Genomic DNA, 12,971 nt, shown 5'->3' with positions numbered 1-12,971 from the left:
GTCTAGCGGCGCTGGACGGAGAGCGGAGGTCCGGTGACGACCAAGACCATCAACGCGAACGGGAACGCGGACGAAGTCACGATGGCTGACCGGCTCGCCGTGCTGCGCGACAAGCGCGAAGCCGCGCTCGCCAGCGGCGGGCCGGAAGGACTCAAAAGGCACCGCGAATCCGGCCGCCTGCCCGTCCGGGAGCGCATCGACCTGCTCGTCGACCCCGGAACCTGGTTCGAGATCGGCGCCCTCGCACTGCCTGAGCTGCGCCGCGACAAGCCGATCCCCGGTGACGCCGTCGTCACCGGGTTCGGGCTGCTCGACGGCAGGCGGATCGGCGTGATCGGCATCGACTCCAGCGTCGTCGCCGGCACCACCGCACCGATCAGCATGCGCAAGCAGGGACGGCTGATCGAGCACGCCCAGCGGCACGGTTTCCCCCTCGTGCTGCTCTGTGACGCCGACGGTGGCCGGATGCCGGACGTCTCGGGCTGGCGCTTCTCCAGCCTGCCGCTGGACTTCACGACGTTCCTCAAGCCGCCGCCCGGCGCACCGCGCATCCCGCGGGCCGCCGCGGTGCTCGGTCCGTCCTACGGGGACTCCGCGCTGCACGCCTCCACCGCGCACTTCGTCGTGATGGTCCGCAGCGGATCGATCGCGCTGTCCGGGCCGTCCGTGGTCGAACCGGCGATCGGCGAGAAGGTCACCGACACCGAACTCGGCGGCCCCGCGGCGGCGACCGAGGCCGGGAACGTGCACCTCGTCGTCGAGACCGAGGCCGACGCGCTGGACGCGATCGCCGCGTTCCTGTCCTACCTACCGCAGAATTCGACCCAGCGCCCTCCGCTCGCGCCGCCGCTGCCGCCCGCGCGGGACCCCGGTGAGCTGGAGACGATCGTGCCGCTCGGCGCGCGGTCCGGTTACGACATGCGCGACGTCTTCGCGTGCCTCGCGGACGAGGCCAGCATCCTGCCCTGGGGCGACGGCTGGGGCCCCAGCCTGCTGTGCGCGCTCGCCCGGATCGAGGGTCGGCCGGTCGGGCTGATCGGCAACCAGCCGATCGCGCGGGCCGGTGCGCTCGACCCGGCCGCGCTGGCGAAGGAACGCGCGTTCGTGGAGCTCTGCGACACGTTCGGACTGCCGCTGGTGTTCCTGCAGGACGTCCCCGGTCTGATGATCGGCACCCAAGCCGAACGCGGCGGCATCCTGCACGGCTACGAGGCGGTGGTCTCCGCGATCGCCGAAGCGACCGTGCCGAAGATCGGCGTGGTCCTCCGCAAGGCGTACGGCGGCGGCCACTTCGCGATGGGTGGGCGGCCGACCGAACCGGACTTCCTCTACGCCTGGCCCAGCGCCGAACTGGGCTTCATGGCGCCCGAGACCGGCATCCGCACGATCCACCGGCGGCGCCTGCAACGCGTGCTGGACGAGCAGGGACAGGCGGCGCACGACGCGCTGGTCGCCGAACTGACCGCCGAGTGGGTCAGCGAGTCCGAGCCGTGGGAGGCCGCCGCGCACCTGTCGCTGGACGACGTCATCGAACCCGGCCGAACCAGAGACGTCGTGGCGGCGAGCATCACCATCGCCCTCGGAGGCCTCGCGTGAGCCTCCAGGTCGAAGCCGGGAACGCGGTCGCGCTGCTCACGATCGGCGATCCGGCCACGCTCAACACGATGGGCCGCACGTTCTGGGCCGAGCTCCGGGATGCCCTGGCCCGGCTCGCGGCCGACGGCTCCACCCGGGCGGTGATCCTCACCGGCGCCGGAGACAAGGCCTTCTCGGCCGGCGGTGACATCGGCAGCTTCGCCGCGCTGACCGACGTTGCCTCCAAACGCGAGTTCCAGCAGGACTGCATGCGCACGTTCGCCGCGGTCGAGGAGTCGCCGCTGCCGATCATCGCCGCGGTGAACGGCTACGCGATGGGCGGCGGGTGTGAGCTCGCACTGGCCTGCGACGTCGTCGTCGCCGCCGACACCGCGACGTTCGCGATGCCGGAGACCGCGGTCGGGCTGGTCCCCGGGTTCGGCGCGCTGCGCGCGCCCGCCGTGATCGGCAGGCACTGGACCAAGCTGATGATGTTCACCGGCGAGCGGGTCGACGCGGCCACCGCGTTGCGGATCGGGCTCGCGCAGAAAGTGGTTCCCGCCGAACACCTGTTGGACGCCGCCCGCGAACTCGCCGCCCGCATCGCCACGAGGGCGCCGCTGGCCGTGGCCACCGGCAAGAGCCTGGTCAACCGTGGCGTCGATCGCGGGGAGTTCGACCACTCGACCGGCGCGCTCACCAGCCTGCACGCCACCGCGGACGCGGCGGAGGGCATCGCCGCGTTCCTCGCCAAGCGGCCGCCGCGCTTCGGGGGCCGCTGATGGGCCCGGCGGCAGACCCGTTCGTGGCGCTGATGCGGCGGTACGTCAACGACTACACCAACCGCCACGACGTCTCGGTGTGCGCGGAGATCATGGAGCCGGAGTACGTCCTGCGGATGGGGCCGCACGAGGTCGCCGGCCGGGACGAGCAGTACATCCCCGCGGCCCAGCGGCAGTTCACGCAGTTTCCCGGGCTGTGCCTGACCGTGCACACGATCGTGGGCAACGGTGAACGGCTGGCGATGCGGTTCTCCGAGCACGGGCGATCCGCCCGGAACGGCCGGATCGCGGTGTGGACAGGGCTCGGGCTGTACCGCTGGAACGGCCGTCGCCTGGTGGCCAACGCCGTGGAGCAGGACTACCTGTCGCGTCGTCGTCAGCTGGAGTCCGGGATCCCGGCCGCGGTCGAGCCGCCCGCGCTCGCACCGTGGGACACGCCCGCCGAACCGGCCGATCCCGCGGCCGAGGCCGTCGTGCGCGACTGGATCGCCTCCGGCGCGGCCGTGCAGCCCACTGAGCCACCGGGCCCGGTCCGCTTCGACGACGGCGAGGCCGGTCCCGCCCTGCTCACCGACGCGACGTCGGACGTCGACGAGCTGTTCTCGGCGGGCGCGTACGTCGCCTTCCGGGTCACCGCCTCCGGCGCGTACGCCGGCGACCTCGACACTCCGGCGACCCTGCACCTCGTCGGTCTGGTCACCGTCGGAGCGGGCCGGGTCAGCGGCGGCTGGATCGTGCGGGACCGCCTCGGACTCGCCCGCAGCCGCACCCGGCAGCCCACGGTCTCCAGCAGCTGAGAGGACGCGCATGCCTGCCGTCACCGATGATCTGCTCGCGCTCCCGGCGAACACCGACCCGTACCCGCTGCTGCGCGACCTCCGCGACTCCGACCCCGTGCACTGGAGCGAGCCGCACCGCGCGTGGCTGATCACCCGCTACGACGACGTCTCGGCGGCGTTCCAGAACAAGGCGCTGTCCAGCGACCGGGTCCGGCCGCTGCTGGCCGCGCGCGCCGGCCGACCGGCGACGACCACCGTGCTCTCGCTGATGTCGGACTGGATGGTCGTTTCGGATCCGCCCGCCCACACCCGGCTGCGCAAGCTCGCCGCCGGAGCGTTCAAGGGCCAGCGGATCGCCGGCATGACCGAGATGATCACGCGGATCGTCGACGAGCACATCGATGCGTTCCTGACCGAGCCCGGTCCGCAGGACCTGATCGAGCGGGTCGCGTATCCGCTGCCCGCGATCGTGATCGCGACGATGCTCGGCGCCCCGCCGGAAGACCGGGACCGCTTCCGCGACTGGTCCGACGAGCTGGCGCTCGTCGCGTTCGGCACCGGCGGCGCGGCCAGGGCCGAACGGCACGAGCGGGCGCTGCGCGGCCTGATCGAGATGCAGACCTACTTCGGTGCGCTGGTCGAGCAGCGGCGCCGCGACCCGGGCGACGACATGCTGTCGGCGCTGATGGCGCGCGACGGCTCCGACGGCCTGTCCGACGACGAACTCGTCGCGATGTGCGCCCTGCTGCTGTTCGCGGGGCACGAGACGACGACGAACTCGATCGCGAACTCCGTGCTGGCGCTGCTCCGCCACCCCGACCACCTCGACCGGCTGCGGCAGGAACCGGAGCTGATCGGCCCCGCGGTCGAGGAACTCCTGCGCTTCGACGGCCCGATCAAGGTGCTGAACCGCTGGGTGGTGAGCGAAACCCAGATTCAGGGCCGGACGATCGCTCCGGGGCAGCGGGTCCATCTTGTCCTCGCCGCGGCCAACCGCGATCCGGAGAAGTTCACCGACCCGGACGTCCTGGACCTGGGCCGCAGCCCCAACCCGCACGTGGCCTTCGGAAAAGGCATCCACGCCTGCATCGGCGCGCAGCTCGCGCGGATGGAGACCCGGATCGCGCTGGCGCGCGTCGTCGCGCGGATGCCGGGACTCGCCCTGGCCGGGGAGCCGCAGTGGAAGGCGAGCCTGGCGTCCCGGTCGCTGGAGGCGCTGCCGGTGAGGTGCTCGCCGTGAGGGTCGGTCTGGTGCCCGGCGTGTGCGAGGGGCACGCCCAGTGTTACGTCGTCGACCCCGACCTCTTCCCGCTCGACGACGACGGCTACTCGGGCGTGGGCCCGGACCGGCCGGTGCCGCCGGGGGAGGAGGCCACCGCCGAACTCGGCGTCAGCGCCTGCCCGGTCCGGGCCCTCCAGGTGCTGCCGTGAACACCGGGGTGCTGTTCACGCCGCTCCGCCTGGGCCGGCTCACGCTTCCCAACCGGCTGGTCATGGCGCCGATGGGAACCTGCCTGGACCGGGACGGGTTCGTCACCGAGGACACGGTCGCCTACTACCGGCGGCGCGCCGAGGGCGGCGTCGGCGCGATCACGGTCGAGGGCTGTCTGGTCTCGCCGGACAGCCGCGGACCGGAGCCACGTCTGTGCGGACCGCAGTACGTGCCGGGCCTCCGCCGGATCGTCGAGGCGGTGCGGCCGCACGGCACGAAGGTCGGCGTCCAACTCATGCACCCGGGCCGGCAGGTGACCGACGGTCCGTCGGTCGCGCCGTCACCGGTTCCGCTGAACTCGGTCGCGCCGACCCCGCACGCGTTGACCGTCCCGGAGATCAAGCGGATCGTCGCCGACTACGCGCAGGCGGCGCGGTTCGCGGCGGACGCCGGCTTCGACTTCGTCGAGGTGCACGGCGCGCACGGTTACCTGCCGTCGAACTTCCTGTCGGCCCGGCACAACGTCCGTACCGACGCCTACGGCGGGACGCTCGCGAACCGGGCCCGGTTCTCGATCGAGGTGGCGCAGGCCATCGGCGCGGCGTGCGATCTGCCGCTCGTCTGGCGGCTCAACGGCACCGACGCCGAGCCCGGCGGGTTCGACGTGGAGTCGGCGGTGGCCGTCGCGCGGATGCTGGAGGACGCCGGCGTCGCGTCGATCTCGGTGTCCTCCGGGACCTGGCTAACGCTGCACCAGACGCTGGCGCCGATGGCGGTACCGCGCGGACACATGCGTCCGCTGGCGCGCGCGGTCCGGCAGGCCGTGTCGGTGCCGGTGATGGCGGTCGGGCGCCTGGACTCCCCGAACCTGGCCGCGGACGTCGTCGCCTCCGGGGACGCCGACCTGATCCTGCTCGGCCGCGGGCTGATCGCCGAGCCGGACTGGCCGAACCTCGTCCGCGCGGGCCGGCTGGGCGACGTCCGGCCGTGCATCGCGTGCAACGCCTGCGTGGACCTGGTCGGACGCGGCGAGCGCGCGCGGTGCGCGGTCAACCCCGAGGTGGGCCGGGAGCTGACCTGGGCGGTCAAACCGGCCGCGACGCCGCGCCGGGTGATGGTCGTCGGCTCCGGGCCGTCCGGACTGGAGGCGGCCCGGATCGCCCGGCTGCGCGGGCACCGGGTGTCGATCTGGGAGCGGGACCGCACGCTCGGCGGGAAACTCACGGTGGCCGGAGCGGCCCCGAGCAAACAGGAGGTCCTCCGCTTCCGCGACTTCCAGGCGCGTCTGCTCGTGGAGCTGGGCGTCGAGGTCCACACCTCCGCGCCGGTCTCGGCGCGCACGGTCGAACGGCACCACCCGGACGTCGTGGTCGTCGCCACCGGCGCGGAACCGCTAGTGCCGCCGATCCCCGGCATCGACGGGCCGGCCGTGCACGACGCCCAGCGTCTGCTCCTCGGCGAGGTCACGGTCGAGCCGGGCACCCGGCTGGTGGTGGTCGGGGGAAGCGCCACCGGCTGCGAGACCGCCGAGCTGATGTGCGCCCGGGGCGCCGAGGTCACGATCGTCGAGATGGCCGGGAGCATCGGCCGGGGCGTGGAGGCGATCACCCGCAGGCAGCTGGTCAAACAACTCCGCCGCGACGGCGTCCGCATCCTGACCGGCGCGGTCGTGGTCGGCTTCGAGCCCGGGCTGGTGCGGTGGCGCCCGGCAGGCGCAGGCGGCGAGGAGGAGACCCTCGACACTGATCTGGTCGCGCTGGCGATCGGGTGGCGCGCCTCCGGAACGGCGATCACCACCGAGCTGGCGCTGCTGGGCGTCGACGTCCGGGTGCTGGGTGACGCCGAGATCCCTGCGGACTTCGTGCGCGCGGTGAACGCGGGTGCCGACGCCGGGCTCACGGTATGAACACGCTACAAATCGGCCGTTTGGTAGTTTGGTGGCCGAGAGTACCGAGAAAAGGGGTGAGGTGCGGTGCCGCAGCCGGCAGGCCGAGCACAGCGTCGGGGAGGCGGCTCGCGCAAACCTCGCGAGGAGCGGTGGGCGGAGCTGTTCGCGGTCGCCACCGACATCTTCCACGAGAAGGGGTACGAGGGAGCGTCGCTTCAGGACATCGCCGACCGGCTCGGGATGCTGAAGGGCAGCCTGTACTACTACATCCACTCGAAGGAAGATCTTCTCTTCGAGGTCATCAACGAGGTGCACCGGCAGGGCCTGGAGAACATCGTCGCGCTGGCGAGCCAGCCCGGCGATCCGCTGCAGAAGCTCCGCAACGTCATCGTCGGGCACATCGAGCACATGTGCCGCCACCTGACCGGCACCACCGTGTTCCTGCACGAGATGGAGTCGTTGCCGCCGGAACGGCAGGCCGAGATCCTCGGCGGCGAGCACGCCTACCGCTCGGTCTTCCTCGACCTGGTCAGCAAGGCCAAGGCCGACGGCTTGGTGCGCGACGACATCGACCCCAAGCTGGCCAGCCTGGCCATTCTCGGCTCGGTGAACTGGGTCTACCGCTGGTTCCGGCCCGGCGGGGAGTTCACCCCCCGGCACATCGGCGAACAGTTCGCCGACCTGATTCTCCGCGGCCTCGTGGCGGACTAGGAGTTCGTCCCTCCGCCCCGGGCCCGCGACGGCGGAGGGAGTGATGGCGGTGCGGAACGTCCTGGTCGTCGGGGGGACCGGCCCGACCGGTCTGCCGCTCGTCGAGGGGCTCATCGCCCGCGGTCACGCGGTGACCGTGTTCCACACCGGACGCCACGAGATCGCCGGCGCTCCGGACGTACCCCACCTCCACGGCAACCCGTTCGACGAGACGGGGATCGCCGAGGCCGTCGGCGCGCGCACGTTCGACACCGTCGTCGCGACCTACGGGCGGGTCCGGCTGCTGGCCCGTCATTTCGCGCACCGCTGCGAGCACTTCGTCGCGATCGGCGGCACTCCCGTCTACCGGGGTTACGTCAATCCGGCGGAGCTGTCCCCGGCCGGTGTGCGGCTGCCGGTCGGTGAGGACCACCCGCGCGTCCGGGTCGACGCGCCACGGTTCGCCGGGTACGACGTCGGGCCGATCCGGGCCGCCGAGGACGTCGTCTTCGCACTCGACGCCGCGGGCGCGTTCGGCGCGACGTACGTGCGATACCCGATCATCTACGGGCCGCGGAACCCGTACGCCTGGGAGTGGAACGTCGTGCGGCGGGTTCTGGACGGACGGCCGTGGATGATCCTCGCCGACGGCGGCCACGGTGTGCACTCCCGCGCCGCCGCCCGCAACGCCGCCGAAGCCGTCCTGCTGGCCGTGGACCGGCCCGAGGTGGCCGCCGGGCGTGCGTACCACGTCGCCGACGACGAGCTGGTCACCGTCCGGCAGTGGGCCGAGCTGGTCGCCCGCGCGGCCGGAGCCGACCTGGAGATCCGTTCGCTGCCGAGCGAACTCGCCGGCCCCGGGTGGGCGATGTCGGCGTTCGGTGGCCGGGAGACCGCGAGCTGTGTTCTCGACACGTCCCGGCTCCGTACCGACCTGGGGTACCGCGACGTCGTCTCGCTGCGGGACGGGCTGCGGGACACCGTCGAGTGGATGATCGACAACGAGGCACAGCTGCGCCGGGCCGGGACGACCGATCCGTTCGACTACGACGCCGAGGACGCCTTGATGGCGGCGTACCAGGGGCTGGTGCGCGACCTGGACGAGTACACGGCGCCGTTCCGGGCCACGATCCGGCGCATGTCGGTGCCGCAGACCGCCAAAGGATCGGCGTAGCGTCGCCCGGCGTCGTGGACGCCGTTCCCGTGCGGAGATCATCGGAGCCATGAACCGACCACTGGACGGCGTGACCGTCGTCGCACTGGAGCAGGCCGTGGCCGCGCCGCTGGCCACCCGGAACCTCGCCGACCTCGGCGCCAGGGTGATCAAGGTGGAGCGGGTGGGACGGGGGGACTTCGCCCGGGACTACGACCACGTCGTCCACGGCACCGGGGCGCACTTCGTCTGGCTCAACCGCGGCAAGGAGTCGCTCGCCGTCGACCTGAAAACGGACGAGGGCCGGCGGATCGTCCGGCGTCTGGTGGACCGTGCGGACGTGTTCGTGCAGAACCTGGCGCCGGGTGCGGCCGCGCGGCTCGGTCTGGACGCCGCCGAACTCCGCGCGGAGCGTCCGGAGCTGGTCGTGGTCAACCTCTCCGGGTACGGGGCCGGCGGTCCGTACGAGCACCGCAAGGCCTACGACATGCTGGTCCAGGCCGAGGCCGGCCTGGTGTCGATCACCGGCACGCCCGCGACGCCGGTGAAGACCGGCATCCCGACCGCGGACATCGCGGCGGGGATGTACTGCGCGCAGTCGGTCCTCGCCGCGTTGCTGCGTCGCGCCAGGACCGGCGAGGGCGCCACGGTCGACGTGTCGATGCTGGAGGCGACCGTCGAGTGGATGGGCTATCCGCTGTACACGTCGATGCACACCGGGGAGCAGCCCGCACGGATGGGCCTGAGCCACGGCGCGATCGCACCCTACGACGCGTATCCGACGCGGGACGGTCAGATCCTGATCGGGGTTCAGAACGACTCCGGCTGGCGGGCGCTGGTCACCGGCGTGCTGGGAGTTCCGGACCTGGCCGACGACCCGCGTTTTGTCACGAACCTGGACCGGGTGCGGAACCGCGCGGAGTGCGACGCGCTGGTGGCGGAACAGACCGCGCGCTGGTCCACCGTCGAATTGGACGCCCGGCTGGCGGCGGCCGGTGTCCCGGCCGCGGAGGTGCGGGAGATGGGCGAGGTCCTGGCGCATCCACAACTGCGCGAGCGGGACCGCTGGCGGACGATCGGCACCGAGCACGCACGCGTTCCCGCGCTGCTGCCGCCGGCGACGTTCGCGGACGTCGAGGCCAGGATGGGCGATGTCCCGGCGCTCGGGCAGCACACCCGGGCGTTGCTGCTCGAGGCGGGGCTGACCGCGGCCGAGGCCGACGACGTGCTGGCCCGCGGCGTCGCTGCTCAGGGCCGGCCCCCGCGGTCGGCGGCGGACGGCTCGGACGGACCGGGCCCGCTCGGCCCGGCGTAGGCGCGGTCCGGGCGTCACTCGCGCGCGCCGATCGCGTCGACCGGCGGTGGGCGCATCGCGATCCGGGTCGACGTCATGATCGCGCCCCAGCCGAGCAGCGTGGCCACCCCGACGATGCCCAGGTAGACGAGCGGTGGGATGGACGGCACCAGCGTCCTGGTCAGCCCGAGGCTGGTGCCGATCAACGACGGGATCGCGGCCAGCGTGCCGAGCAGAACCGCGGCGACGACGATGATCCGCGCCTCGCTCCGCATCATCGCGCGCACCTGCCGACGGGTCGCGCCGACGAGCTGGAGCAGCGCGAACTCGCGGAAGCGCGCGGTGGTGGCCATCACGAACGTGTTCACCACGGCGATCGCGAGGTACCCGAGCAGAACCGCGTTGAGGATGAGGCCGACCGCCGAGTCGCCCGCCGAGGCGTCGCGCTGGGTGGCGACGAACGCTTCGCGGTGGTCGACCTGGACGGTCGGGAGGTGCCGGACGGCGGATCGTAACGCGTCGCCGAGTGCCTCGACGTCGGTTCCCGCGGCGGCCCCGATCAGCACCGCGTAGTCGAGGCGGTCGGTCGTGTGCTCCAGGACGACGTCGTGCGGCAGCGTGACGTCGCCGAGGCCGAGACCCCGCTCGTAGAGCGCCACCACCCGGGGTGTGCTCGGCGTGCCGTCGCCGAGCCGGAGGTCGACGGTGTCGCCGAGGCCGACGCCGAGCGTGCCCGCCGCGATCCGGCTCAACGCCACCGTGTTGCCCCGCAGCTCCGCGACGTCGCCGTGCAGAACGTCGAGATCCATCGTTTCGGCGAGCCGGTCGCCGAGGACGCCCTGGGTCGCGTAGTTGCGGTACTGCGTGCCGAAGGTCGCCAGCGTCCGCGTGCGCACGATCGGGGTCACCGCCGAGACGCCGGGCACGTCCCGGAGCGCGTCCGCGACCTCCGGTGACACGCCGCCGGACGGGGAGGTGGCGACGTAGTCCGCGCGCAGCCCGGCCTCGGCTTGATCCTGAGCGGCCCCGCTCGTGATCGTCCCGCTGAACAGCTGCCCGGCGGCCAGCGTGATGCCCATGATCAGCGGGGTGGTCGCGGCGGCCAGCCGCCGCGCGTTGGCGCGGGCGTTCGCGGTCGCGAGGAACCCGCTGACGCCCGACTTGCGGTTCAGCCACGGGCCCAGCACGGTCACCGAACCGCCGAGCAGCCGCGGCCCCAGCAGCGCGACGGCGAAGACGAGGAGGAACGCGGAGAAGGCCGCGCTCTCGGCCGCTCCTTCGCCGGGCAGCGTCAGCGGCAGCCAGATCGCCATCGCGAGCGCGGCCGGAACCAGCAGCACGCCGACGGTCACCCGGAACCACCCGAGGCGGCCGGGTTCCACCGCGGCCTCGCCGAGCGCATCCACCGGCCGGAGCCCGGCCGCGCGCCGGGCGGCGATCCGGCCGCCCAGCCGCGCGCCGACCAGGCACAGCACGAGCGCCGCGAGCATCGGCAGCGGGCCGATCGACAGCGCGAAGTCCGGCGGTACCGCACCGACCAGCGCGAACGTCTCGCGGAAGAGGACGCTCAGCCCGATGCCCGGGATCACCCCGAGCACCGCGCCGAGCGCGCCCACCACCGTGCTCTCGGCCCGGATCATGCCGAGCACCTGTTTCGGCGTCGCGCCGATCGCCCTCAGCAGCGCCAGCTCCCGCAGCCGCTGGCGGACGGACAGGGCGAGCGTGCTCGCCACGACGACCATGATGATCAGGACCATGCTGCCGCCGAACGCCAGCGACACCTCGTTGAGGAACGAACGTGTGGCGCCGATGTCGAGGAACTCGGCTTCGCTGCGGGCGCTGCCGGTGTAAACGACCACATCGGAGACCGCCGCGTCGATGGCGCGCGCCAGTTCGTCGGCCTGGACGCCGGGCGCGGCCAGCACGCCGATCGTGTCGACCCGGTCCGGTTGGCCGGTCAGCCTTCGGGCCCGGTCGTCGGTGAAGAACAGCGCGGGCTGCCGGGCGAGCCGGTCGCCCGGCAGGCTCGCGATGCCGGTCACCCGGTAGGTCGACGGGTGCGAACCGACCGCGAGCCGGAACGACGCCCCGACGGTGGTGCCGATCCGGTCGGCCAGCGCGGAGTCCAGCACCACGTCGTTCGGTCCGGTCGGCGCCCGGCCCGCGTGCAGGGTGAACGGGCCGAGCGCGGTCGACTGCCAGCCGTGCCCGAGAGCCGGGGCGCCGCCCGGCGTGACGCTCACCGGGACGCTGACGTCGGCGATCGCCGCCCGGACGCCGGGCACTCGTGCGATCTCGCCCACCCGCCCGGCGGGCATCGTGGTCCGTTCGGCGAACCGGGGATCCACGTCGTCGGCCACCGGTAGCGCCTGCGGAGCGCCGACCACGACGTCGGCGGCGCGGTAACGCTCGGCCGGTACGCCCGAGCGCGCGCTGCTCTCCAGCAGGATCCCGCAGGCCGTGATCACCGCCGAGCCGAACAGCACCGCGACGAACGCGGCGACGAACCCACCCTTCCGTCCCTTGATCGTGGTCCAGGCCAGCGCCAGCATGCGGCGGTTCACGCAGCGTCCCCGAGGTGCGTCATGCGCTCGGCGATCTGCTCGGCGGACGGCCGGGTCATCGCGCCGGCCAGCCGGCCGTCCGCGAGGAACATCACGGTGTCGGCCTGCGCGGCCGCGACCGGATCGTGCGTGACCATCAGCACGGTCTGTCCCAGGTCGTCGACGATGGACCTGAGCAGCGCCAGGACCTGCCGGCCGCTGCGGCTGTCCAGTGCGCCCGTCGGTTCGTCGGCGCACACCAGGTCGGGCTGGTTGATCAGCGCCCTGGCGATCGCCACCCGCTGCTGCTGGCCCCCGGAGAGCTGGCTCGGGCGTCGATCGGCATGGTCGGCGAGCCCGACCGCGGCGAGCACGCTCGCCAGCCGCTCGCGGTCGACCGGCTTCTCGGCCAGCCGGAGCGGCAGCGTGACGTTCTCGGCCACGGTCAGCGCCCCCAGCAGGTTGTACGCCTGGAAGACGAACCCGATCCGGTCCCGCCGGAGCGTGGTCAACTCGGTCTCCGACCGGCCGGACAGCTCGGTGTCGCCCAGCACGACCCGGCCCGACGTCGGCCGGTCCAGCCCGGCTGCGCAGTTCAGGAACGTGCTCTTGCCCGAGCCGGACGGGCCCATGACGGCGGTGAACGTACCGCGCGGAAATCCGGCCGTCACCGCGTCGAGAGCCCGGACCGCGTTCCTCCCCGACCCGTACTCCTTCGACACCGAATCCAGGTGCACCGCGTATCTCATGGCGTCCGACGCTAGGAGTTTCGCCGGCGCGAACCGCTACCTCGCACCACCGGAAATGAGCTACAGCCTGCTGTAGTGCCGCGGCC

General features: G+C 72.9%; 11 protein-coding genes. 9 read left to right on the top strand and 2 right to left on the bottom strand.

Annotation, left to right across the window (positions count from 1 at the left end):
• Positions 1-33 precede the first annotated feature (33 nt).
• From BUB75_RS20815 to BUB75_RS20775, 9 genes are all read left to right on the top strand, one after another.
• Positions 34-1,596 (top strand): acyl-CoA carboxylase subunit beta, encoded by a 1,563-nt coding sequence (locus tag BUB75_RS20815; protein WP_073259294.1) that lies wholly within the window; start codon positions 34-36, stop codon positions 1,594-1,596.
• On the top strand, positions 1,593-2,357 hold the full coding sequence (locus tag BUB75_RS20810; protein WP_073259292.1) for an enoyl-CoA hydratase/isomerase family protein: 765 nt from the start codon (positions 1,593-1,595) through the stop codon (positions 2,355-2,357). The genes BUB75_RS20815 and BUB75_RS20810 overlap by 4 nt, the downstream gene beginning before the upstream one ends.
• Positions 2,357-3,154, top strand: coding sequence for an ester cyclase (locus BUB75_RS20805; protein ID WP_084741545.1), 798 nt, complete (start codon positions 2,357-2,359; stop codon positions 3,152-3,154). Before BUB75_RS20810 ends, BUB75_RS20805 begins: the two co-directional genes overlap by 1 nt.
• A gap of 10 nt (positions 3,155-3,164) precedes the next feature.
• Positions 3,165-4,376: a cytochrome P450 gene (locus BUB75_RS20800; protein WP_073259288.1), complete on the top strand. Its 1,212-nt coding sequence runs from the start codon at positions 3,165-3,167 to the stop codon at positions 4,374-4,376.
• Positions 4,373-4,567 carry a ferredoxin gene (locus BUB75_RS46385; protein ID WP_178379941.1) on the top strand — a complete coding sequence of 65 codons (195 nt, stop codon included), beginning with the start codon at positions 4,373-4,375 and terminating at the stop codon, positions 4,565-4,567. The genes BUB75_RS20800 and BUB75_RS46385 overlap by 4 nt, the downstream gene beginning before the upstream one ends.
• On the top strand, positions 4,564-6,474 hold the full coding sequence (locus BUB75_RS20790; protein WP_073259284.1) for an oxidoreductase: 1,911 nt from the start codon (positions 4,564-4,566) through the stop codon (positions 6,472-6,474). Before BUB75_RS46385 ends, BUB75_RS20790 begins: the two co-directional genes overlap by 4 nt.
• Positions 6,475-6,540: 66 nt before the next feature.
• Complete coding sequence (locus BUB75_RS20785; protein WP_073259282.1) at positions 6,541-7,167, top strand: TetR/AcrR family transcriptional regulator; 627 nt, start codon at positions 6,541-6,543, stop codon at positions 7,165-7,167.
• Positions 7,168-7,210: 43 nt separating this feature from the next.
• A complete protein-coding gene (locus tag BUB75_RS20780) occupies positions 7,211-8,320 on the top strand; it encodes a Rossmann-fold NAD(P)-binding domain-containing protein (RefSeq protein WP_073259281.1) in 1,110 nt (369 codons plus the stop codon).
• Positions 8,321-8,369: 49 nt separating this feature from the next.
• Entirely contained in the window at positions 8,370-9,614 is a 1,245-nt protein-coding gene (locus tag BUB75_RS20775) for a CaiB/BaiF CoA transferase family protein (RefSeq protein ID WP_073259279.1), read from the top strand.
• A gap of 14 nt (positions 9,615-9,628) precedes the next feature.
• On the opposite strand, the gene BUB75_RS20770 is transcribed toward BUB75_RS20775, so the two are convergent.
• Positions 9,629-12,157 carry an ABC transporter permease gene (locus BUB75_RS20770; protein ID WP_218617673.1) on the bottom strand — a complete coding sequence of 843 codons (2,529 nt, stop codon included), beginning with the start codon at positions 12,155-12,157 and terminating at the stop codon, positions 9,629-9,631.
• Positions 12,154-12,885: an ABC transporter ATP-binding protein gene (locus tag BUB75_RS20765; protein WP_073259277.1), complete on the bottom strand. Its 732-nt coding sequence runs from the start codon at positions 12,883-12,885 to the stop codon at positions 12,154-12,156. Before BUB75_RS20765 ends, BUB75_RS20770 begins: the two co-directional genes overlap by 4 nt.
• Positions 12,886-12,971: the final 86 nt, after the last annotated feature.

It is taken from the genome of Cryptosporangium aurantiacum (genome assembly GCF_900143005.1).
Lineage (GTDB): Bacteria > Actinomycetota > Actinomycetes > Mycobacteriales > Cryptosporangiaceae > Cryptosporangium > Cryptosporangium aurantiacum.
The sequence above is the reverse complement of the archived record's forward strand: the minus strand, read 5'-3'. Positions and strand labels throughout refer to the sequence as shown.